Origin of the sequence: Pseudomonas sp. GD03858, from assembly GCF_029840925.1 — a bacterium.
Lineage (GTDB): Bacteria > Pseudomonadota > Gammaproteobacteria > Pseudomonadales > Pseudomonadaceae > Aquipseudomonas.
Window position 1 is genome coordinate 40,851 of sequence record NZ_JAOCDM010000001.1, and the last position, 22,265, is coordinate 63,115.

Genomic DNA, 22,265 nt, shown 5'->3' on the forward strand with positions numbered 1-22,265 from the left:
CGTCAGCCCTGCTCAGCAAACCATGCCTCAACGCAGCATCAGGCGCAGAAGGCCCTGGGTGAGGCGGCCATAAGGCGGTTTGAGCAAGAAGCTGCCATTGAATTTCGCCTGGTAGAAAACCGGCCGCATCTTGCTGAACGTCTGGAACCCTTCCTCGGCGTGATAGTGGCCGAGCCCTGAATTGCCCACGCCACCGAACGGCAGGTTTTCCTGCAGCACATGCAGCATCACGCTGTTGACCGAGACGCCTCCGGACAATGTCTGGCGCAGCACAGTCTCGACACGACCAGCGTCTTCGTCGAACAGGTAAAGCGCCAAGGGCCGCTCATGGTCATTGATGTAGTCGATCGCGTCCTCGAGCTTGCGATATGTCAGTACCGGCAACACGGGCCCGAAGATTTCCTCCTGCATGATCAGCATGTCGTCGCGCACATCGAACACCAGGTGCGGTGTCAGCTTGCCCGCCCGGCGTGCGCCATCCACATCCGCCAGCGCGACCACGCGCGCGCCCTTGTCCCGAGCGTCCGCCAGCAACGCCTCAACCCGCGCCAGCTGGCGCGCATTGATCATGCAGGTGTAGTCAGGGTTGTCAGCCAACGGCTGCGGGTAATTTCGGGACACAACCGCCCTGGCATGCTCCAGGAATTGCTCCTCGCTGCCGGCAGGCAGGAACAGGTAGTCAGGTGCGACGCAAGTCTGTCCGGCATTCAGGCATTTGCCCCAGAGAACGGTCTCGGCAGCCTGCTTCAATGGGTAACCCGGGGCGACGACGGTGGGCGACTTGCCGCCGAGCTCCAGGGTCACAGGCGTGAGATTCTCGCTGCAATTGCGCATGATCTGCCGGCCGACCGCAGGCGAGCCGGTGAAGATCAGGTGATCGAAAGGTAGCCGGGAGAAACCGTCGTTGATACCTGGACCTGGCTGTATCACCGCAACCAGGTCCGGGTCGAAGCGCTTGCCCAGCAAGTCGGCGAGCAAGCGACCATAATGGCTGGAGTCGCTGGCGACCTTGATCATGGCCCGGTTACCGGCGGCCAGGGCGCCGCATAGCGGGCCCAACGTCAAGTACAGCGGGTAGTTCCAAGGTGCGGCGATACCGATGACACCCAGCGGTTGGGCCAGCACCGCTGCCCGTGCAGGCTTGAACCAGATCCCGACACCGCGCTTGCGCGGTTTCATCCAGCGTTTCAAGCAGCGGACGGCATGGTTGATTTCGCTGACCAGGCCGAAGATATCGAGCATCTTGGTCTCGTGCTCCGACCGGTGGCCGAAATCGTTGGATATGGCGGCTGCGATCCGCTCGGCGTTCTCCAGTACCAGCGCCTTGAGCGCCAGCAGGTTGGCCCGTCGAATCTGGTAGGAGGGATAGCGTTCTTCGGCGAATGCCTGGCGCTGAAGCGCAAAAACTTCTCGCATCCGCTCTACTGCTGGCGCGACTTGCTCGATCGACATTGTAATAGTACTCCTGGTAGATCTCTTGGATCGCTACGACTGCAAACTGCGGCCGCACGACCGGTCTCAGCATGGAAACCAGGGCGTGTCAGCGCACTGGCACCGCTTGGTGCTTTGCCCGCTCCAGTGCGAAATACGCGTAGTACAACTGGATCATCATGAACGACCAGCTGGCGAGCGCTATCGACATGAACACGGCTTTCGTGTCGTCCCCGGGGATGGGGTAGAAGTCATAGATGCAGGCCACCAGTAGCCCCAGCATCGCTGCCAGCGTGACCCCGAAAGCGTGCAGGTAATGGCCAACCATCAACAGGCGGCTGATGAAATACGCCAGGTAAACCGTGTAGCCAGCCCACATGACGACGTAGAAGTAAGGAAGCGGCTGGATCATGAAATCGGCCTTGATCATCACGAACGTACAGACAAAGGTGACAGCGAAGATCAATGCGTCCTTGCCCGCCGAAGGTCGGAAGCCATGGGTCACGGCCATCAAGCCGAGCACAGTGACGATCGGGATGCCGAAGCCGCGGGAAAACGCATCGCAGAAATACGAAATGCCGTAGGAGACTTGCGACTGGGTCAGCAGGTAGATCAGGAAGTTGGTCCCGGAAAACGCCACGATCAACCATTCCAGGCCCAACAGGAAGTTGCCTCTACGCAGGAACTTGATGCCATAGGTACTCCCGGAAACCACCAGGAGGACGCAAGTGAGCAACGCAAGAACATCTCTGGTTTCCATAGCTCATGTCTCTTTATTGTAGGTATGAAGGCTTTACTTCGGGGTGGCCGCCAAGGCGGCAAGGTAATGCGCCAACGCCTTGCGGTCCTGTGCCGAGAGGGTCTGGGTAACCGCCTTCATCGAACCGGTTGGATCGACCCGGCTGCCTTGGGCAAATGCGTCCAGCTGAACCAGCAAATAGTCGGCACCTTGGCCGGCCAGACGCGGGAATGCGCCCTGGCCCATCAGCTTTTCGCCATGACAGGCAGCACACGCGCCCGCCTTGACCAGTTTCTCGCCTTGCTGGCGCAGGCCAGGATCAGGCTGGAACGTGTGGTTATCCACGGGCGTCTGGCGGGCGTAGTAGTTGGTCAGCTTGTCGATTTCAGCGTCACTGAGGCTCATCGCCAGTGGTTGCATGTTTGGAAAATGACGGGTGCCATTGGCAAAGCCGTGCAACTGCGCCTTCAGGTAATCGGCGGGCTGCCCTGCCAGGCTGGGATAACGCTGGTGCTGCGAACTCCCGCGTTGCCCATGGCAGCCGTAGCAGGCATCGGCCGTCTGGGGCCAGGGCCCGTCCGCTTCGTAGGCCTGGGTAGTGCTGTCGATGTAGCTGACGAGGTGGTATAAGCCCAGCAGGTCGCGGCCGAACAAGGCCAGCAGGGCGACCAGCAACACTGCCGTACCCCACAACAATTTCTTTTTCATCACTGTCCCCTATGCCCGACGCAGCGAAGCAAGCGCCTGCAGCGCACTTTGATGACCTGAACGCACGGCGCCATCCATGTACCCAGCCCAGATATCGGCCGTTTCAGTGCCCGACCAGATCAGGTTGCCGCACGGCGGACGCAAAGATTCGCCATGTTCGCTCCAGAAACCGGGCGGTATCGCCGATACGCAGGTGAGGCTCCAAGGGTCTGCCAGCCCCCAGTCATGATCGTGGTAGGCGACCGGCTGCAAGGCTTCATCGCCCAAGGAACGGGCGTAGATTTCGGTCAGTACCTGCTGCGCAGCCTGGTGATCGGAGGGCAGCATTGCATTGACGACGAAGGCGTTGATTACACCGATTTCACCGTTGGGCGGGGAGTTGTCCCAGGCCCATAGCAGTGGCCCCTTGACCTGCATGGTGTGGCCGTTCAGGCCCTTCTCGCGCCAGAACGGCCGCTTGTAGACCATCGCTGTCTTGCGCGCAGGGCTGTGTGCCGGCCAGGCGCGCTGCAGCGCCGCGCGCCCTTCCGGCAGCGCGGGCTCGAAGCGTACTTGGTTGCACAGGGCCGGATGAATCGCGACGATGACCCGACGGGCGCGTATCAACCCTTGGTCAGTGTGCAGCGTGACTATGTCGCGGTCCCACTCGCTGATCGCACGCACCGGGCAGGCCAGGCGCAGGCGGTCGCCCAGCTGCTCGGCCATGCGGGTGCACAGTATCTGCGAGCCGCCCACGAAGCGCGTGCCCTGGGCGCTGTCCTTGATCGAGTCCAGCTTCATGTAGTCGCAGCTTGCCGAATTGATCATCGACAGAAAGTGCAGCAGGCTCATCTTGGCCGGGGCCACGCCACAGGTGAGCATCAAGCTGGTATCCCAGCCAGACCTGTCCTCTGGCTTGATATCTTGTTGCGCGAGCCAGTCGCCTGCCGAGAGCTTGTCCAGTTCGTCGACCTTGGAGGAAGTCCATGGTTTACCGGACGGTACCAACCTGGAGAGCTCGCTGAGCTTGGCGCCGATACGTTCATCGGTGCCGAAGGTGCCTTGCAAGTCGATCTCCAGTCGCCCTTCCCCCCCAAGAACCACGGTCTTCCCTTGGTAGTAGGTGGGGAACGTGTCTACCTGAAGCTCACGGGCCAGGTCGGCGACCGCCGTCTGCCCTGGCCCGATCCACTGTCCCCCCACCTCGGAGATGTAGCCCGAGCCCAGGTCGTAATTGAGTACCCGGCCACCGACCCGCTCACGGGCTTCCAGCACCTGGAATGAGCGGCACCCGGCGTTCAGCAGGTCGCGGGCCGCCGTGAGTCCAGCCATGCCGGCGCCAATGATGGCGACATCCAGGATGCCCTCATTGTCGCCATGCGCCGCCGCCATGGGTTCGGCAGCGCTGGCCAGGCCGGCATGCAGGCCGAGGCCACTAACGGCCGCGGTGGCACCAGCGAACTTCAGCAACTGCCGGCGCTTGAGATCCAACGAATTGGAGGTAGGCTTTTCAGCCATAAAAGGAGCCTCACGCTATTGTTATTCGATAGTGCTGCGCCACTGCGTGGCGCTTCAGGTCCAGCAAGCAAGGGATGGAACGTTATCGTTCAGGCGCCCAGTGGCAGGCGCAGTGCGCGGCGTCGTAACTGCAACCCGAACAACACCATCCAGAACGGGAAGATCAGTACCACGAGCACCAGCAAGGCATTGGTCAACGGATCCAGGGCTGCAAAAAAGCCGGAAATGAAATACAAGCCGAAGCACCAGCCCACCACCTTCAGCGGCAGCAGGACCGAGCTGCCCCATCCGGCATTCTTCAAATGCCGCCCCACGACGATTCCCCAGAACAGGACCACGGGGCCTTCGCACCACCAAAGCCCGCGCTGGCTAGCCACTGCGATAGTCGTCCATGCTGCCTCGGCGCCAGCTCGCAGGGCCTCGCTGCCCGTCAAGTGCAATTGGGCCAGCGGGTTGAGCACCGAAAGCTGCAGACTTGCACCTGTTACGCCAAGCACCACGTAGGTGGCGATAGCCAGCAGGGCCATGTCCCCGAGCGCCCCGGCCTCATCGCGAAATTCACGCCAGAAATAAGCCCCCAGAGCCAACAGTGGCAGGTAGAACCCCAGGATGTCGGCGAACATCGACAACCTGAAGTACTGCCTGACTTCAGCCGGCAGGGTTAGCATGGTCGCTCCCTGCAATGTCACGGCCATGTCGCCCTGGGTGACCATGAGCATGAAACCGACATTGAGGTAGGCGAAAAGTCCGCCGATGATCGAAGCCCATGCGGTGAAACGCATGGCCTCATTCGTATAGTTGTTCATTGCATCTCCGGGGTGGACAGATAGATCAGCCTGGCGCCGCGAGGGGATGGCGCCTTGGCACAGTTACGACGCTCGCGCCCGGCGGTTCAGGGCGTTGTCGAGCAGGTTTACACCCGCCAGGGCGGCCTTCACCGCGCACCACTGCAAAGGTTCGGGAAGCGTCGAGGGGGTCTTGTGGCGCAGCGCCGTGAGCAAGGGTTGTTCGATGCCCCCAATGCGTTCCGCCAGCAGGAAGCCGATCAGCGACTGGGTGCCAACGCCATGGCCCGAGCAACCCGCCGTGTAGTAGATATTGTTGTGCGGCCCGGTTTCGCCCACCACCGGCAAGGCGTCGTAAGCCAGGCTGATATAGCCGCTCCAGCACTTGTCGATCGTCACGTCGTGCAATGACGGGAAACGGTCGTCCAGGGCTTGCCTCAAAGCGGCGTAGGCCGCCCGATCAGGTTCGTTCGGGGTCTGCGAGCCATAGGCGTAACCCAATTGCTTGGTGGTTATCAGGAGGGTGTTGCGTGCGGTCAGGCGGTGACTCTCCATGGTCCAGTGCGGAGTCACGATGCCTTCCCGCCCCTGCCAACCCAAGGATTTCAGTTGTGCGGCGGACAACGGCTGCGTCTCGATGGCCGAGACCCGCAGCGGCGTGACCTTGTCGCGCAGCAAACCCAGTTGCGGAGTGTAGGCATTGGTGGCCAGGACCATGATCGGCGCGTTCGCCGAGCCTTTCTCGGTTCGGCAGGTAATGGTTGGGCCGTTACTGTAAGACAGCAGCTTGGTCTGTTCGAACAAGCGAACACCGGCCTGCAACGCCGCCCGGCGCAAGCCCATCACATACTTACCGGGATCGAGCGTGCCACCGTGCTGAACACAACCGAAAAGGAACGCAGGCGGGATACCGCGAGCGCGCATTTCGTCTTGATCCACGAACCGTGTGACCGAGCCCAGCTCCTGGCCCAGCGCCATGCTGTGGCGCAGCCTTTTTTCCTGGGAAGGATGGATCACCGCACGGATAACACCGCTGGGGAGGTAATCGCAATCAATGGCCAACTCACCCAGCCGTCGCTCCACGTAAGCCACGCCTTGGTCGTAGAAGGACACGACCTTCCTCGCCTGATCCACGCCGAGGCGCTTGTGGAACAGTTCGAACTCGACGCCCATGCTGCCGGCAAGGTAGCCGGCATTGCGACCGCTGGCGCCGAACCCTGCAAATGCCTGTTCGAGGACCACCACGCTGGCTCCGAGCGCGGTGAGTTCCAGGGCAGTGGACAGCCCGGCGAAACCCGCGCCGATGATGATCACATCGGCATTGATGTCCCCCTCGAGCTCCGGCTGCAGGTCGTCCGGTTGTTCGACCCACCCGCCGAGAAGGCGGAACTTGTCAACATTGCTGTGGGGCTCGGACATGGTTTGCCTCCGAAAATTGTTGTTTAGCCAGACTCTACTGCTGCGCCCAATTTAACGCAACAACTGTTATGTTGTTTTTTAGGCGCCCCCATCATCAACTATGGAAGCGGATCTGCAGGCTTGAATAAGCGCGGCCGCACCCTTGAGGACGGTGCGACCGGGCAGGCTCAGCGAGGGTTTTGATCAGAAGGCGGCGCGCTCACGCCATGGCGGGAAAACAGTAACGGCTGGCCATCACCCTGCATGAGTGCAGCGGTCAGCGAAACGCCATCGCCGCTGCGCCTCTCATCGAAGGTAGCGCCGCCGTCCTGGCTGTTCACCAGTAGGCCGTCAAGGCCTGCCACCAATATGTGTTTGCCCTCTGCCTGTATGGCGGTAATCGAACTACGGCTGTTCAGCGGTATGCGCTGCCACGCACGTGCGTCCGGCGTGCCGCGCAACAAGGTACCGCGTTGCCCGCCTACCAGCAGACGCCCATCCGACAGCACGGCACCACTCCACAGCGAGCCCTGGTAGCCGGTGTCCAGGTAACGCCAGGTCTTGCCCCGATCATCCGAGCGCAGCAACTTGCCATGCTCGGCGGTGGCATAGACGGCCCCCTGCCCATCGCTGAACAGGCTCAACAGGTTGAGGTCGGCGCGACTGGCGCCAGGCGGGGGTTGCAAGGTGCGTTCGGTCCAGGTGCGTCCGCCGTCGTCGGTTGTGAGTATCAGCGACCACAACCCTACCGCCACGCCTTGTTGGCGATCAAAGAAATGCACCGCGAACAGCGGGCGGTCGACATCGCTGTCGATGCGCTGCACCGTCCAGGTTTCTCCGCCATCACCGCTGGCCAGGATCGCGCCCCAGTGGCCAACGGCCCAGCCGTTGCTGGTATCGACGAAGCTGACACTGGTCAACGTGCTCGACAAGGGTACGCCGTGGGCCTGCCGGTAGCGGCGCCCATGGTCGTCGGAAAGCAGCACGATGCCATGGTCACCGACTGCCACCACCCGCTCACCCGCTTTGCCCGCACCCAGCATCATGGCCTGCGCGGCATTGCTGGCAGGTGCCACCGGCACCGCTTCCAATCTCGCGGCCCAAGGCGCGACCACTGGCATGGCCGCGAGCAGCGCGATGCCCATGACCCGTTTCAGGTAGTGCATGTCATTCTCCTCAATGGATCAGCGCGCCGACCATGCGCACCGGGCGCTTGCGTGGAAACACCCGCTCCAGCCAAACGGCGAACGCTGGCAGCACTGTCATGGCCATGACCATGTTGACCATGAACATGAAGGCCAGCAGCTTGCCCATGTCAGCCTGGAACTTGAGCTCGGAAAACGACCAGGTGGCAACGCCGACCGCGAGCGTGAGCGCGGTGAAGATGGTCGCGATCCCGACTTCGCGCAGGGCGCAGGCCACCGCGGTGGCGATGGGCTGGCCGTGGGCCTGGTGCAATTGGATGCGGTTGTAGATATAGAACGCGTAGTCGACACCGATGCCCACCGCCAGGACCATCACCGGCAGGGTGGCGATGGTCAGGCCGATCTGCAGCTCCTTCATGAACCAGTAACCGATGAAGGTGCCGAGGGTCAGCGGCAAACAGCACACCAGCACTGCCCTGAGGTCGCGGTAGACGATGAACACCAACAAGGCGATCGCGGCATAGACATAGAGCAGCATCGGCGTTTCACTCTTCTCGACCTCCTCGTTGATCGCCGCGATCACCCCGGCATTGCCTGACGCCAGGCGCACGGCGATGCCGTCCTGTGGGTAGGCCGTGCGGAAAGTCTTCACGGCATCGATCACGCGGGAGATGGTGGTGGCCTTGTGGTCAGCCAGGTACAGGTGCACCGCGGTCATGCTGCAATCGGTGCGCATTAGGCCAGGCAAGCGCCCTACCTCGGCGGCCAGCGACGAATAGTTCATCGGGTCGATGGGCACCGCGCTCATTTTCGGATTGCCTTCGTTGTAGCCCTCGTTGAACTGGCGCATCGCCGAGGAGAACGACGCCACCGAGAGCACCCCAGGTACCCCCTCCATCGCCCAGACGAAGCGGTCCTGGTATTGCCCCAGCGCAACATCCTCACAAGCGTTGGCGCTGCCATCCGGCTCTGGCCGTACCTCGAAGACCACGCTCAGCCAGTCAAGGCCGATGTCATAGTTGCCGGCGATGGCCACCGCATCGCGATTGAAGCGTGAATCCTCCCGCAGCTCGGGCGCCCCAGCCTGAAGCGAGCCGACCACACGGTCGTGGCTTTGCCAGACGGCCATGACGAATACGGCCACGGCCACCACCAGCACCCAGCGGGCGTTGCGCCAGTCCGCCAGCTTCGCCAGGCCCTCCAGCCAGCGCGACCGCCGTTGGCGCGACACTTCCTCGGCAGCGGCATAGCGGGCATCGACCTTCAGCATCGAAGCCACCAACGGCAGCATCACCAGGTTGGTGACGATCTTGTAGGCGACGCCGAGCGAGGCGGTGATCGCCAGCTCGCGGACCATGGGGATAGGGATCAGCAGCAGGGTGACGAAGGACACCAACGCGGTAACCAGCGCCAAGGTGCCGGGTATCAGCAGCCCGCGGAAGCTGGAGCGGGCAGCCTGCGTGGCAGGCTTACCATCGGCGATCTCGCGGACGATGTAGTTGATCTGCTGTACACCATGGGAAACGCCAATGGCGAAGACCAGGAACGGCACCAGCACCGCCAGCGGATCGAGGCCATAGCCCAACAGGCGCAAGCTACCGAATTGCCAGACCAGCGAGGTCAACGAGCAACCCAGCGCGAGCAGCGTGAAGCGCACCGAGTGGCAGTACCAGTACACCGCCGCCGCCGTCAGTAACAAGGCCAGCAAGCAGAACTCCAGCACCGCTGCCGCGCCATCGGCGATATCACCGATCTGCTTGGCGAACCCGATCAGCTGGATCTCGAAGTCGGCATCCTCGAACGGCTGTCGCAATTGCTGCTCCAACACACGGTTGTAGGCCACATAGTCCAGACGCTGCCCATTGACATCGTATTCGTTGAGCTCGGCAGTGATCATCGCACTGGTCTGATCCCTGGAGACCAGGGTGCCTATATAGCCTCCCTGAGCGGTGGAATCAGCAATGCGCCCGATGATGGTGGCGTCCAGCCGCTCGGGGGTCACCGTTCCCGGCACCAGCGGATCGGCACGAAAGCCCTCCTCCGTGATTTCGTTGACGAAGGCGTTCGGTGTCCAGAGCGAACGCACACTGCTGCGCGAAACACTGGGCAGAAACGTGACTGCCTGGGTCACATCAGCCAGCCGCCGCAAGCCTGCTTCGCTCCAGATGGTGCCATTGCGCGCCTTGACCACGATGGTGAGACGGTTCGCGCCAAGCAGGTCGCCGCGGTATTGCTTGAATGTCTCGACGTATTCATGACCAATCGGCAACTGCTTCTCGAACCCTGCGTCCATGCGCAGTTGCACGGCGAACCACGCCATACCCAGGGTGAACGACGCGAGCAGCGCCAGCACCCAGCCACGATGCCCGAACAACCAGGCTTCGCCGCATGCCAGCAGGCCACGCGAAGGTGTTTCCTTGATCTTGATAGACATGTTCACGGCAGGCCTCACAGAGTGCGCGAAACGACGACACCTACGTAATCGCGATCACGGAACAACTGGTCATAGGGGGTGTCGCCGCCCATGAACTTGGCGTAGTTGAACGACACTTGCCAACTGGCCGGGTTACGCACGAAGTTGAGATAAAGGTTCATGCTGCTGGCGTCTTCGGTGAAGGTCGCCGAGAGGTTGGGAGTCCGTCCCCCGAGGGAACGCGAATAGAAGACCCCTGGCGTCACCTGCCAGCCTGGAAGCAAGGTGCCGTCGTAAGTAAGGCTGAAGTCCAGGTTGATGCCGGATGAGGTCTTGTCACCGCGAGCCTTCGGCGCCGTCGCAGGGTCCAGCTGCCAGGTGTTGCCACCAGCGGCGATGATTTCGCCGTCGTAGCTGCGGTGCAACCCCGGGTACTTGATGACCACCAACTCGGTCAGCAACGTGCCTGTGCTGGCGCCGGTGAAATCCAGCAGTGTGGGCGAGTTGGACGGCGTCATGCTGTAAAGCCCGGTGAGGTGCCACTGGAACTTCTTCTCGTCCTTCCAGCACTTGCCGCCATTGTTGCTGCACAAATCCAGTACCGGGTTGAGCGGCACCGCGTCCTTGGGCCGGTAGGACAGCTCGGTACCCACCGCCCAGTCGCCGATCGGCATGTTCGCGCTGATACCGTACAGCATGCGGTCTTCCGGATACTCCCACTTCTGCGCCAAGGCGAGGGTGTCGGGGTCCAGCAGACGCATCGTCAACGAGGGCAGCTTGTCGTGATAGCGCAACACGTAGAGGCCGACATTGAGGTCGCTATCCTGGGGCTGCCAACGTAGCGAAAGGCCCCATTGCCCGCTGTCGCGGGCGTCCTTGTCGTCGAACCCGTAGGTCTTCATCCCGCTACCCAGCGCCGTGGTGTAGGACCAGTAGCTGCCCACCGGTGGCACCTCGCTCTTGTTCCAGGCGAACTGGTAATAGGCCTCGATGTTGACCCCGCTACCGAGACCCGATGCCAGGCTCAGCATCGGTGCCGGGAGCACCGCTTCCTTCAACTGCACGCCCGGGCGCGAGAGGGCCTGGATGTCGTAGGCGTTGGTGTTGTTGATACCTCCTTGCACGAACAGGCTCTCGCCCCAGTTGATCACCTGGTTACCCAGACGGGCGCGGACCCGCTGGTCACCGACATCGAAGCCCTTGCTTACCCACAGGTCGAGCAGGCGCGCCTTGAATTCCAGGTCATCACGGGCGGCACTGGTCAGCCCGTCCTTGCCGACGCCATCAGGGGTGTAGAACGACAATGCGCCGCTGGTGTCGGTGGCCGCGAAATCGCGAATCCAGCTGCCGCGAGCCATGAAGGTGAAGTCGTCCGGCATCTTCAACAGCAGTTCATGGGTGCCTTTCAGATAATGGGTGAAGAGGTCGCCCTTGTCGTAGTTGAGGTCGCCCTGGTCGCCGATGCCGGAAGTCTGTGCCAGGCAGCCGCTGGGCGGATGATGCCCAGTGGTACCCTGGTTGATCAGATTGCAGGCCTGGGACTCGGTGCGAATACCCATGCCGTAGGAAATCGTCGAATCGAACGAGCCCCTGATGGTCTCGGTCTCGAAAGTGAACCCCATTGCCAGGGGAGTCATGCACGCAATAGCAAGGCCTGAAGCTTTTGTGATTGTTGTTTTCATGTCGGCGCTCGAAGTGAGGAAGTTCAACGTTCGCTGATGGCACGCAGGTTGTCCGAGGTGTAGAAATCACGCTTCAGACGTGGGTTGCCAGCATCCTCGGTGAGCCAGCGATGATCTTTCTTGCCGACGCCGATGGAGGTCATGTCGTAGAGGTAGCGGCCGTCGACCAGGTTGTACTGGACCTGGGCTTCCATATCGCAGGTGCCGGTCTCGTAGACAGGGATGGGGTAGCCCTCGCGCACTTTCCAGATCTGCCCTTGCTTGTCATAGTCAACCGCAACCAGACCGTTCCAGCTGTCCTCGTCGATATAAAACACGCGCTTGGGTGCCTGGTGGCGCATGCCCTGGCGCACGGTCGCCTCGACGACCCAGACCCGGTGCAGCTCATAGCGGCGATACTGCGGCGCAAAGGCGTTCTGCTGCGCAACATCCTCGATACGGGCGGATGCGTCATACGCCCCGAACGAGTTGTAGGGCACCAGCAGCTCCTGCTTGCCGACCAACTTCCAGTCGAAGCGATCCATCGGACCGAAGAAGATGTTCGACTCGTCGATGGTGTACTGGTTATCCAGGCCGATCTGCGGCGAGTCATAGGAATAGGACGGCATGCGACGCACCCGGCGCTGGCCAGGGAAGTAGTAGAAGGTGCTCGCCTGCTCGCCGGCCTTGGTCGTGACCACCCCGGCCTGGCCAGCCAGCGCAGCCGGCTCGTTGTAGGAGAAGTAGGTGGCAACCTCGAGCCGGTCGAACGATGAGAACAGCGCACTGCCCTTCTGCCCCCACGGCGTGTACATGAACCAGTCGGTCGAGGTCTGCAACCAGCTCCCGCCACCGGAACGCGGTGAAATGCCCGACACCGTCTTGGACATGTCGAAGCCTACGCCGCGGTAGCGCATCTTCATGTTCCACATGACCTCGGCGCCGGTGGTCGGCATGGGGAACGGAATACCGGGAACATGAGCGTCCTGCAGCGCGAGCCCGTCGGCGTCGAGCGTGGCGAAACCGACATTCTTGCGCGTATTGTCGACGACAAAGTCCGGTGCACCACAGGTGCGTCGGGTCGGATAGACATCCATGCGGTAATCGGGAATTTTCTTGAACAGCTCCAACTGCCCGGGAGAAAGCTGCTTGGCGTACTGCGCGACGTTGGCGGCGGTGATGCTATAGAGCGGCTTGTCGTCCTTGAACTTCCAGGACTGCCCACGGACCTGCCCGTAATTCCAGCCTGTGTCCTGCTTGCCCGGCGTCGCCCAGGCGGGAATCACGCCATCGGCGCTGGCGGCAACTTCAGCGCCCAAGGGCGTCAGTTTCGTGCCCAATTGCGAAGCATCGTTCTGCGCAGCCTGCACTGCGCCGCAGGCGGCCAGCGCCGCAAGCGCCAGTGCCAATGACCGCCCTCTGCCGCCAATGGAAGTTGCAACATCAAGGCGCTGATTCACATCTTTCATGCGAGGTTCCTCACGAGCTTTTGGCGACCGCTCGACCTGCCTCGTTCGGCAAGACTGACGGCCAGGTTTTGTTTCTAAAGCATGGCCTGATGGCGACCACGCAAATGACAAAAGCAATTTATTTGCCAATATTTTTTTAGTATATCTTTCAAGTGGTTACATTTTTTATAACAATTGATATGTGCTACCTGGCGACTCAAATGCCCTCCTCTGCAGCACGCAGGACAGCGACATGTGCAATTACGGAACACTCGTTACCTTAATTCGACAAAAGATGGCTCCGCTCGCTCTGCCCTGGGTCGAGGCCGACTGGGGCAGGCAGGCGTTATCGAGAAAAGGAGCAAGGCGGATGCCGCGGTGGGCGCTGCATGGCGTAGACAGGCATTGGCCAAGGCAACATTCAATGAACCTGTTGCCCTAATGGCGGAAAATGTCACCGATTCCGGCAACGGGATGAACGTGAGGAGTAATGGCCGGGCTCGCAGAAGCGCGCACACTTGACAGGTAGACACTCCCTGCACCCAGCACAACGAACACAATGGCGATAAGCACTCGAGTCATGACGATCTCCGTAATCGGCGTTTTGCCGCAGCAGAGTTTGTTTTTGTTTGTGCGTCCTCTCCGAGTCTGACGGGCAACATGCTTGAGCGCTTCACATATCGCGCCACTAAACAGGCTTTTCATGACAGCCTGGAAAGCCATATTCCTGGGTGGTGGACAGCTGTTACGATGAGCCATCATTCCCTCAGGCGCGGCATGCGCACCGCCAGACCAGAACCTTCGACATGACCTCTTTCGTCCTCGACATCGCCCTGCTCGGTTTTGACGAGTTCTCGACCCGCCAGGGAATGGACGCCCGCGCACTGCTTGAAGAGGCAGGCGTGATGGAAGGCCGGACAGACCTGCCGCTCAGCGGCGAGCGCTTTGCCGCACTCCTGGAACTGGCGTCGCGCAGATCCGGCAATGCGCTGTTCGGCTTAGAGCTTGGCTTGCAACAAGGGCTTTCGGCGCTGGGCACGCTGCACTATGTGATAAGCAGCGCCCACACAGTCGGCGATGCGTTGCAGGCATTGGTCCGCTACTTCCCTACCCACAGCAACGGCGCAGAGCTAAGGCTCGAGCAACGGGGTAATCAAGCCTGGTTGCTCTATGACGTGATAGATGCAAATGTGTCGGTCACCCGACAGACCGTCGAGCTTGCCATGGCGCTTGGCACCAAGATCATGGAGAGCCTTCTGGGACGGGCCTGGAAACCTCAGGAACTTTTGCTTCGCCATGCCGCCGGCGCCCGTCTGAACACTTACCGAGCCTTGTTGGATATCACTCCGCGCTTCGATAGCGCGGTCAATGCCTGGGTATTCGATCATGTCCTGCTGACCCATGCGCTCGGTGAGCGTGATGCTGGCCTGCAGGTGTTGATGAAAAACCACTATGACGAACTTGCGTACCTCACCCTGCGCGAGCTACCCGCCCATGTTCAAAGGCTAATGAGGCACGACCTTTGCGATGGGCAGGCCAGCCTTGAACAGATAGCCGGGCAGCTTGCCCTCAGCCCGCGGACTCTGCAGCGTTACCTGCAAGCCGAAGGTACCCACTACCAGGCTTTGCTGGATGATACCCGGCAGGCCATGGCCAAGCGTTATCTCTGTGACTCCACCGTGAACCTGACACAGCTTTCCGCGTTGCTTGGCTACACCAGCCTTGGCGCCTTTTCTCGCGCGTTTACCCGCTGGAACGGCATCAGCCCGCAGAAATGGCGGCAACATCATCGGACAGGGCAACTGGCCGCACCGCAAACCCACGAGGTGCCACCACCATGAAAGCAGCATCCGCCGCGGCCAGCGAGCGCAGGACGACCACTGGCTCATTCATCCGTGCGCTGGCGCTCAGCAAATTTACCGAATTCGCCAGCGATGAAGGACTCAGGCCGACGGCAATGCTCCGGCTGGTGGCTTTGCCTGTGGACGTGGAACAATTCCCCCAGCAGATCCTTGCCTACCAACGCTACTGCGGGTTGCTGGATCTGTGCGCACAACATACCGAGCAGGCGCTGTTCGGTTTACGGTTCGGGATGCACCAAGGGCTAGCGGTATTCGGTGACATGCTCTACCTGGTCGGCAGCACCCAATCGGTAGGCGAAGCACTGCTGGAGCTCAAGGACAACTATGCAGTCTTCAATGGTGCGGTCAGCATGCAGCTCCTACCTGCACGTGATCAGGTCTGCCTTGAGTTTTCAACGCCCCGGCAGTACGGCCCCGGGCAGTTCCAGGCCGCAGAGCTGATGTGCGCCGTGGCCCTGAAACTGTTGCGTGCGATGATCGGTGACGAATGGCAACCTGATCATGTGGCCTTTACCCATGCACCACTTGGCAGCGAGCTGGACTACAGAAGCATCCTTGGCTCACCTCCGATGTTTTCCTCGTCGTTTACAGGGCTGGTCTTTCCACGAGATGTCCTGTCGTTACCACTGAATGCCAAGGACACAACATTGCACCAGCTGCTGGAAACACACATAGGCCGGATGGAGCGGTTGTCCAGCGCGGCACTCCCTGGATCCATCAAGCAACTGCTCCGCCATCTGCTTCCCAGCGGCCGTGCGACAGTGGACAAGGCCGCCAGTTGGATGGTCCTGAATCCACGGTCGCTGCAACGCCTACTCTTCGCCGAGGGCACTTCATTCCAGCAGCTTCTTGACGAAGTGCGCCAGGAATCAGCCCAGCACTACCTGAAGGATCCCGCCATCAGCATGAGCAGGCTGGCGAAGCTTCTGGGATATGCAGACTCGAGCGGCTTCAGTCGCGCCTTTCATCGCTGGTTTGGCCTCACCCCGCTCCAATGGCAACGAAAAACCGGGCTGGCCAGGCAACCGCGTTTACTCCGAGGTCGAAAAAACTACAACGGCCCTGCCGAGTAATGCTGCCTGGCAACATTACTCAGAACTGCGTGCTTTCCAGAAGATACAGCGACTCACTCCCGGCTTTCACGGCGGCTGTCAATGAATGGATCCGAGGCAGCAGGCGAGCAAAGTAGAAGCGCGCGGTGCCCAGTTTGCTTGCGTAGAAGTCGTCTTGACCTGCTTTGGGCAGCGCCCTATGTGCCATTCGCGCCCACATGTAGGCATAGACGGTGTATCCAAAGACATGCAGATACTCGACCGAGGCTGCACCCACTTCGTTAGGATCGCCCTTGGCGCGGTCCAGGATCCAGGCCGTCAATTCCTCAAGATTGAGTACCGAAGCTTTCAATGGCGCAGTAAATTCGGCCAGCGTCGGTGGCGCCGAGTGGATGAAATCTAGCACCTCGTCAATCAAGGTTTGCGCGGCGGCGCCACCCGTTCCCAGAATCTTGCGGCCGAGCAGATCCAGCGCCTGAATACCATTCGTACCCTCATAGATCTGGGTGATACGGCAGTCACGCACCAATTGTTCCTGACCCCATTCACGAATATAACCATGCCCGCCAAACACCTGTTGGCCGTGTAACGTGGCTTCCAACCCCATATCGGTCAGGAATGCCTTGGCGACTGGCGTCAGCAATGCGACGAGTTCTTCTGCGCGCTTGCGTACGTCGGCGTCTTCGCTGTACTTGGACGTGTCCAGTTGCATCGCGACATAGCTGGAGAAAGCGCGCCCACCTTCGTTCAAGGCTTTCATGGTGAGCAGCATGCGACGTACATCGGCGTGAACGATAATCGGATCAGCAATCCGCTGCCCATCGACAGCCCCACTCGATGCCCGTCCCTGGACACGATCACGGGCATAGCTGATCGCACTCTGATAAGAACGCTCGCCGGTAGCCAACCCTTGGACGCCCACTCCCAGCCGCTCGTAGTTCATCATGGTGAACATTGCGGCCAGACCTTTATTCGACTCGCCGACCAACCAGCCCTGGGCACCATCGAAGTTCATCACACAGGTCGCTGATGCCTTGATGCCCATCTTGTGCTCGAGAGATCCGCAGCTCAGGCTGTTCTTCTCGGCCAATGTGCCGTCGTCATTGCTCAATACCTTGGGTACCAGGAACAGCGAGATACCCTTGGGACCGACAGGGGCATCAGGTAGCCGAGCCAATACCAGGTGCACGATATTTTCGGTCAGGTCGTGCTCACCACCGGTAATGAAGATCTTGGTGCCGCTTATTGCGTAGCTACCGTCCGCTTGCGGCTCGGCGCGAGTACGGATAATGCCGAGGTCGGTTCCGGCATGCGGTTCGGTCAGGCACATGGTGCCTGCCCACTCGCCGCTATACATCTTCGACAGATATTGACCTTTCAGCGTCTCGCTCGCGTGTGCATTGATTGCCATACAGGCGCCAGCGGTCAGCATGGGGTACAGACCAAATGACAGGTTGGCGGCATTGACGATTTCATCGACCAGCGTCGAGAGCATCTTCGGCATGCCCATCCCGCCCTGGCTGGCATCCCCTGCAACTCCGCCCCATCCGCCCTCGGCAAAGGCCTTGTAGGCTTCCACAAACCCTTGAGGTGTTGTTACCCGCCCGTCTTTCCACTGACAACCTTGCTCATCACCGGGACGATTCAGCGGTGCCAGTACCTCGGCTGCAAGCTTGCCTGCCTCGTTCAGGATCGCCTCGGCAGTTTCCGAGTCGATAAAGTCGTGCAGAGCAGGAAACTGACCCCACAGTTTACTGGCCTCGAATACTTCATTGAGGATGAATTGCATATCTCGCAGGGGGGCTTGGTAATCAGACATGGCATTTCTCGAAAATGAGTTGGGTGATGCGCATCCCAAGAGCGAAATGCACACAGGGCAACCGGATTACTGCTGTTGCTGGAACGGGCGCTAATTAAAGACAACCACCGTTATGCTAATTCGTGGAATTGCTCGTTGGCAATGCCCTTTCGGTTGTGCTGTCGCTGCCCCTATTGGTGTGCAGGCTGACCGCCCTGACGAGTAGAAACCCGCTGGCGAATGCCTGACAACGGCCATGCGGCCGAGATTCAGGTGCGCATCACACAGCAAAATCGATAACAAGAAAGCCCCACGGCGCTTCAACACCACGAACGCTAATTCATGAATTGCACATTTTCTGGCGTGTTCTGTTAAATCTCTGTCGCGCGGAGCCTTTAGACTTCAAATCACCTACAACAAAAACCGGCAACCAGCCGATCGCTGGACTCGGAGAAATTCATGCGCCGAATTGCGTTCATCGGCACGGTCACGTTTTTGCTCACAGGCACGTTGTATGCGGCAGAGCAAATCGTGCAGACCAGCCCCCTTTACCCTTGGCCTGTCTACCTGATGTCCAGTTTCGCGGACATGCTCAAACCCCTGCGCGATGCATTGGCAATCTAATGCTGACTTGCCCCCATCCTTCATCCGACAAGCATGATTTCCAATCGTCAAAGCAAGGGCATTGAGTTCGGTAATGCACTGGCGCATGAACCCTGCTCGCTTCCAACCCCCGTCTACGCAACACACCCCCGCGTCCTATCGAGGAATACAGCATGCACTTTGAATACAGCGCAAAAGTTCGAGACCTTCTCGGGCGGCTTGAGCGTTTCATGGAAGATCACGTATACCCAGCCGAGCACGAATACCATGATTTCATCGAGCGCTCCGACAACCGTTGGGTCATTCCTCCGGTAATGGAGCAACTCAAGGCGCGTGCACGGAGCGAAGGCCTGTGGAACCTGTTTCTGGCAAAGTTCGACGACTACGGCTCAGGCCTGACCAACCTGGAATATGCGCCGCTAGCCGAGGTCATGGGCCGCTCGTTCATCGGCCCGGAAGTGTTCAACTGCAATGCGCCAGATACTGGCAACATGGAACTGCTGGCTCGCTATGGCAGCGAAGCGCAGAAACGCCAGTGGCTGCTGCCGCTGCTCAACGGTGAAATCCGTTCAGCGTTCGCCATGACGGAACCAGCGGTTGCTTCCTCCGATGCCACCAACATCGAATGCCGCATCGAACGGCACGGTGATGACTACGTGATTAACGGGCACAAATGGTGGACCACTGGCGCACCCGATCCCCGCTGTGCGTTCCTGATCGTGATGGGCAAGACCGATCCCGATGCCCCGACGCATTACCAACAGACGCAGGTCATCGTGCCGATGGATACCCCCGGCCTCAAGCTACTGCGCCCCCTGCGCGTATTCGGCGACGACGACGCCCCACACGGGCATGCCGAGATCCTGTTCGAGAATGTACGCGTCCCGGTTGGCAACCGGATCGGCGACGAAGGACAAGGCTTCGAAATTGCCCAAAGCCGACTGGGTCCAGGCCGGATTCATCATTGCATGCGCCTGATTGGGTCCGCTCAACGTGCGTTGGAGCTGATGTGCGCCCGGGTCGAGCAACGGGTGGCGTTCGGCAAGAAGCTCTCCGAGCAAGGTTCGATACGTGAGGACATCGCGCGTTCTCTGTGCGATATCGAGCAGGCACGCCTGTTGACCTTGAAGGCTGCCGACAAGATGGACCGCACCAGCTACAAGGACGCGCGGGATCTCATCGCGATGATCAAGATCGTTGCCCCAACCATGGCGCAGCAGGTCATTGACCGCGCCATCCAGGCTCACGGTGCACTGGGCCTGTGCCAAGACAGCTTCCTGCCGCGCGCCTTTGCTAATGCCCGGGCCATTCGCCTGGCCGATGGCCCCGATCAGGTGCACATGGCCTCATTGGGCAAAGCGGTGATCAAACGCTACACAGCTTAAGGAGCGACTACCATGACCCACATTGAAAACCTCGACAGCGAGCGCCTGGGCGCCTACCTGGAAGCCGTTCTGCCCGGTTTCAACGGGCCTGTCGTGCTGGAGAAATTCGCTGGCGGGCAGTCGAACCCGACATACCGGCTCCGCGCTGGCGGGGCTGATTATGTGTTACGCAGCAAACCACGGGGCGCACTGCTGAAGTCCGCTCACGCGATCGACCGTGAGTTTCGCGTCATGCAAGCCCTGCGCAACACCGAGGTTCCGGTAGCCCACCCGTACTACCTCTGCGAAGATGCCAGCATCATCGGCAGCGACTTCTACCTCATGTCGTTCGTGGAGGGGCGGATTTTCTGGGACCCCGCACTGCCGGAGATCGAACAAGGCCAACGCACTGCCTACTACAAAGAAATGAACCGCGTGCTGGCAGCGATGCACCGCCTGGACGTCGAAGCCATCGGCCTCGGCGATTATGGTCGAGCCGGTAACTACTTCGAGCGGCAGATCGCGCGCTGGACCCAGCAGTACCAGGCCAGCGAAACCGAGACCAACCCGGCGATGAATCAGCTCATCGACCGGCTACCGATGTTGCTGCCGCCAGACGACGGGCGTGTCAGTCTGGTCCATGGCGACTATCGCCTGGACAACTTCCTGTTCCATCCTACCGAACCACGCATCCTCGCTGTAGTCGACTGGGAACTGTCCACTCTCGGGCATCCCTTCGCCGACCTGGCGTATCAATGCATGCAGTGGCGCATGCCAAATGACGGCCTAATCCGAGGGTTGGGTGGCCTCGACCGCCAGGCATTAGGCATACCAGACGAAGAAACCTATGTCGCCGACTATTGCGCGCGCATGGGACTGGAAAAGATCGAAAACTGGAACTTCTACCTAGCGTTCAGTTTTTTCCGGCTTGCCGCGATCGCCCAAGGCGTGAAGAAACGAGCCCTTGAAGGTAATGCTTCCAATACGCGGGCTCACGAAACGGGTGAACTGGCTCGGCCCCTCTCGCAGATGGGGTTGGACCTCATTGCCCCTGGGAATTGAAATTTCCGTGGTTTGGAGAAGTTACGATGGTTAATGAACGTTTTTCGCTGGCTGGTAAAGTTGCTCTGGTTACCGGCGCTTCGAGTGGCATTGGTTATTGTCTCGCCCACGGCCTGGCGCAGGCTGGCGCCACGATCGTGGCATCGGCTCGCCGGATCGACCGGATCGAGGCGCTGGTGCACGACATCAACAACAGCGGCGGTAAAGCCATCGCTGTTGCCATGGATGTGACCTCCAGTGATAGCGTGCGTGAGGCATTTGACGCTGCGGCATCAGAGGTCGGCGTGTGCGACATCATTATCAACAATGCCGGCATCGCTTCCCCTGCGCCCTTCCTGGAGACCGACGAGGCCTCCATGGATGCTGTGCTGGACACCAATTTCAAGGGAATCTGGCGCGTATCTCAGGAAGCCGCGCGCCGGCTTGCCGAGGCCAAGCAGCCGGGGGCGATCGTTAACATCGCCTCGATACTCGGCCTAGGCGCCCTGCCCGGGTACAGTGCCTATGCCGCCTCCAAGGGCGCCGTCATACAGTTGACCCGGACGCTGGCCAATGACTTGATGCGCTATGGGATCCGGGTCAATGCCATTGCACCCGGCTGGTTCGAAACTGAAATGAGCCAGCCTTTTTTCGCCAGCGAAAAGGGACAGGCAGCCATACGCTCGATGCCATCACGACGCCTGGGCCAACTCGACGAATTGATTGGCCCGGTGATCATGCTCGCTAGCGAGGCGGGTTCCTTCGTCAATGGCGTAGTATTACCGGTAGACGGAGCCCATCACACCCGTTTGGCATGAGGATATTGCTGCGCAAGAGGACACAGAACTGCCATGCCTCTGTGTCCCACTAGCAAGCCTTTAGGCTCTCTAAAACAGCCCAGGCTGGCGAGTATCGGTTCCACCCGAGCAGTAGTGAAACTCCGAACAAGTCTGCCGGTTCCCGCGATGAGCAATGTCTTGACATCAAAAAGCCGCTTTTTCAGGCGTGAGTCGCCTCCGAACCAGAGCTTGTCCTGGTTCTTGCGCGCTACGGGCGCACCGCGACCGCATGGCCACCTTCCACTACCAAATCTTGGTGGTCAGCCCCTGCGCCGATCCGCTGAGGAACATGGCGCCCACATTCAACGCCGAGAAATCGAGGCCCATGCCCAAACCGCTCCTTTACAAATTAACAGGCCGCCTGAACGCGTGCGCACCATCATTCGCGCCCAACTGCTGCCACAGCGCCGAGAGGCCGCCCAACAATGGGCGGACTACTTGGACCGACTACGGAAAAATGCTGCGCTCGCAACGCACACTG

At 60.3% G+C, this 22,265-nt stretch carries 17 protein-coding genes; 6 read left to right on the top strand and 11 right to left on the bottom strand.

The window, feature by feature from the left end; genetic code table 11:
- Nucleotides 1–27: 27 nt before the first annotated feature.
- The 10 genes from N5D48_RS00180 to N5D48_RS00225 form a co-directional block, all read right to left on the bottom strand.
- Entirely contained in the window at nucleotides 28–1,416 is a 1,389-nt protein-coding gene (locus N5D48_RS00180; RefSeq protein WP_347881598.1) for a coniferyl aldehyde dehydrogenase, read from the bottom strand.
- Nucleotides 1,417–1,540: 124 nt separating this feature from the next.
- Nucleotides 1,541–2,191: a hypothetical protein gene (locus N5D48_RS00185; protein ID WP_279879723.1), complete on the bottom strand. Its 651-nt coding sequence runs from the start codon at nucleotides 2,189–2,191 to the stop codon at nucleotides 1,541–1,543.
- A 33-nt stretch (nucleotides 2,192–2,224) separates the two neighbouring features.
- Nucleotides 2,225–2,878: a c-type cytochrome gene (locus N5D48_RS00190; RefSeq protein ID WP_279879725.1), complete on the bottom strand. Its 654-nt coding sequence runs from the start codon at nucleotides 2,876–2,878 to the stop codon at nucleotides 2,225–2,227.
- Nucleotides 2,879–2,887: 9 nt separating this feature from the next.
- Nucleotides 2,888–4,375, bottom strand: coding sequence for an FAD-dependent oxidoreductase (locus N5D48_RS00195; RefSeq protein WP_279879727.1), 1,488 nt, complete (start codon nucleotides 4,373–4,375; stop codon nucleotides 2,888–2,890).
- Nucleotides 4,376–4,464: 89 nt separating this feature from the next.
- Nucleotides 4,465–5,181: a hypothetical protein gene (locus N5D48_RS00200; RefSeq protein WP_279879729.1), complete on the bottom strand. Its 717-nt coding sequence runs from the start codon at nucleotides 5,179–5,181 to the stop codon at nucleotides 4,465–4,467.
- Between the two features lie 63 nt (nucleotides 5,182–5,244).
- On the bottom strand, nucleotides 5,245–6,579 hold the full coding sequence (locus tag N5D48_RS00205) for an FAD-dependent oxidoreductase (protein WP_279879731.1): 1,335 nt from the start codon (nucleotides 6,577–6,579) through the stop codon (nucleotides 5,245–5,247).
- A gap of 167 nt (nucleotides 6,580–6,746) precedes the next feature.
- Nucleotides 6,747–7,724 carry a YCF48-related protein gene (locus tag N5D48_RS00210; protein ID WP_279879733.1) on the bottom strand — a complete coding sequence of 326 codons (978 nt, stop codon included), beginning with the start codon at nucleotides 7,722–7,724 and terminating at the stop codon, nucleotides 6,747–6,749.
- Nucleotides 7,725–7,734: 10 nt separating this feature from the next.
- A complete protein-coding gene (locus N5D48_RS00215) occupies nucleotides 7,735–10,137 on the bottom strand; it encodes an efflux RND transporter permease subunit (protein ID WP_279879735.1) in 2,403 nt (800 codons plus the stop codon).
- A 14-nt stretch (nucleotides 10,138–10,151) separates the two neighbouring features.
- The gene (locus N5D48_RS00220; protein WP_347881599.1) at nucleotides 10,152–11,798 is read right to left on the bottom strand and encodes a DUF1302 domain-containing protein; all 1,647 of its coding nucleotides are present in this window, start codon (nucleotides 11,796–11,798) and stop codon (nucleotides 10,152–10,154) included.
- A 23-nt stretch (nucleotides 11,799–11,821) separates the two neighbouring features.
- A complete protein-coding gene (locus N5D48_RS00225) occupies nucleotides 11,822–13,246 on the bottom strand; it encodes a DUF1329 domain-containing protein (protein ID WP_279879739.1) in 1,425 nt (474 codons plus the stop codon).
- Between the two features lie 785 nt (nucleotides 13,247–14,031).
- Between N5D48_RS00225 and N5D48_RS00230 the strand changes: the two genes are divergently transcribed.
- Both N5D48_RS00230 and N5D48_RS00235 read left to right on the top strand, forming a co-directional pair.
- Nucleotides 14,032–15,066: an AraC family transcriptional regulator gene (locus N5D48_RS00230; protein WP_046856117.1), complete on the top strand. Its 1,035-nt coding sequence runs from the start codon at nucleotides 14,032–14,034 to the stop codon at nucleotides 15,064–15,066.
- On the top strand, nucleotides 15,063–16,160 hold the full coding sequence (locus N5D48_RS00235; protein WP_279879742.1) for an AraC family transcriptional regulator: 1,098 nt from the start codon (nucleotides 15,063–15,065) through the stop codon (nucleotides 16,158–16,160). Before N5D48_RS00230 ends, N5D48_RS00235 begins: the two co-directional genes overlap by 4 nt.
- Before the next feature lie 19 nt (nucleotides 16,161–16,179).
- On the opposite strand, the gene N5D48_RS00240 is transcribed toward N5D48_RS00235, so the two are convergent.
- Nucleotides 16,180–17,958 (bottom strand): acyl-CoA dehydrogenase C-terminal domain-containing protein, encoded by a 1,779-nt coding sequence (locus N5D48_RS00240; RefSeq protein WP_046856119.1) that lies wholly within the window; start codon nucleotides 17,956–17,958, stop codon nucleotides 16,180–16,182.
- Between the two features lie 438 nt (nucleotides 17,959–18,396).
- Between N5D48_RS00240 and N5D48_RS00245 the strand changes: the two genes are divergently transcribed.
- The 4 genes from N5D48_RS00245 (at nucleotide 18,397) to N5D48_RS00260 (ending at nucleotide 21,763) form a co-directional block, all read left to right on the top strand.
- Nucleotides 18,397–18,561, top strand: coding sequence for a hypothetical protein (locus tag N5D48_RS00245; protein WP_156177624.1), 165 nt, complete (start codon nucleotides 18,397–18,399; stop codon nucleotides 18,559–18,561).
- 152 nt (nucleotides 18,562–18,713) lie between these two features.
- Nucleotides 18,714–19,925: an acyl-CoA dehydrogenase family protein gene (locus tag N5D48_RS00250; RefSeq protein ID WP_279879748.1), complete on the top strand. Its 1,212-nt coding sequence runs from the start codon at nucleotides 18,714–18,716 to the stop codon at nucleotides 19,923–19,925.
- A gap of 12 nt (nucleotides 19,926–19,937) precedes the next feature.
- Complete coding sequence (locus tag N5D48_RS00255) at nucleotides 19,938–20,966, top strand: phosphotransferase (protein ID WP_279879750.1); 1,029 nt, start codon at nucleotides 19,938–19,940, stop codon at nucleotides 20,964–20,966.
- A 26-nt stretch (nucleotides 20,967–20,992) separates the two neighbouring features.
- On the top strand, nucleotides 20,993–21,763 hold the full coding sequence (locus N5D48_RS00260; protein ID WP_279879753.1) for an SDR family NAD(P)-dependent oxidoreductase: 771 nt from the start codon (nucleotides 20,993–20,995) through the stop codon (nucleotides 21,761–21,763).
- Nucleotides 21,764–22,265 lie beyond the last annotated feature (502 nt).

What these genes read in the sequence shown, in the direction of transcription:
- N5D48_RS00180 (WP_347881598.1), bottom strand. Translation starts at nt 1,416, where the DNA reads ATGCGAGAAGTTTTTGCGCTTCAGCGCCAGGCATTCGCCGAAGAACGC.
- N5D48_RS00185 (WP_279879723.1), bottom strand. Translation starts at nt 2,191, where the DNA reads ATGGAAACCAGAGATGTTCTTGCGTTGCTCACTTGCGTCCTCCTGGTG.
- N5D48_RS00190 (WP_279879725.1), bottom strand. Translation starts at nt 2,878, where the DNA reads ATGAAAAAGAAATTGTTGTGGGGTACGGCAGTGTTGCTGGTCGCCCTG.
- N5D48_RS00195 (WP_279879727.1), bottom strand. Translation starts at nt 4,375, where the DNA reads ATGGCTGAAAAGCCTACCTCCAATTCGTTGGATCTCAAGCGCCGGCAG.
- N5D48_RS00200 (WP_279879729.1), bottom strand. Translation starts at nt 5,181, where the DNA reads ATGAACAACTATACGAATGAGGCCATGCGTTTCACCGCATGGGCTTCG.
- N5D48_RS00205 (WP_279879731.1), bottom strand. Translation starts at nt 6,579, where the DNA reads ATGTCCGAGCCCCACAGCAATGTTGACAAGTTCCGCCTTCTCGGCGGG.
- N5D48_RS00210 (WP_279879733.1), bottom strand. Translation starts at nt 7,724, where the DNA reads ATGCACTACCTGAAACGGGTCATGGGCATCGCGCTGCTCGCGGCCATG.
- N5D48_RS00215 (WP_279879735.1), bottom strand. Translation starts at nt 10,137, where the DNA reads ATGTCTATCAAGATCAAGGAAACACCTTCGCGTGGCCTGCTGGCATGC.
- N5D48_RS00220 (WP_347881599.1), bottom strand. Translation starts at nt 11,798, where the DNA reads ATGAAAACAACAATCACAAAAGCTTCAGGCCTTGCTATTGCGTGCATG.
- N5D48_RS00225 (WP_279879739.1), bottom strand. Translation starts at nt 13,246, where the DNA reads ATGAAAGATGTGAATCAGCGCCTTGATGTTGCAACTTCCATTGGCGGC.
- N5D48_RS00230 (WP_046856117.1), top strand. Translation starts at nt 14,032, where the DNA reads ATGACCTCTTTCGTCCTCGACATCGCCCTGCTCGGTTTTGACGAGTTC.
- N5D48_RS00235 (WP_279879742.1), top strand. Translation starts at nt 15,063, where the DNA reads ATGAAAGCAGCATCCGCCGCGGCCAGCGAGCGCAGGACGACCACTGGC.
- N5D48_RS00240 (WP_046856119.1), bottom strand. Translation starts at nt 17,958, where the DNA reads ATGTCTGATTACCAAGCCCCCCTGCGAGATATGCAATTCATCCTCAAT.
- N5D48_RS00245 (WP_156177624.1), top strand. Translation starts at nt 18,397, where the DNA reads ATGCGCCGAATTGCGTTCATCGGCACGGTCACGTTTTTGCTCACAGGC.
- N5D48_RS00250 (WP_279879748.1), top strand. Translation starts at nt 18,714, where the DNA reads ATGCACTTTGAATACAGCGCAAAAGTTCGAGACCTTCTCGGGCGGCTT.
- N5D48_RS00255 (WP_279879750.1), top strand. Translation starts at nt 19,938, where the DNA reads ATGACCCACATTGAAAACCTCGACAGCGAGCGCCTGGGCGCCTACCTG.
- N5D48_RS00260 (WP_279879753.1), top strand. Translation starts at nt 20,993, where the DNA reads ATGGTTAATGAACGTTTTTCGCTGGCTGGTAAAGTTGCTCTGGTTACC.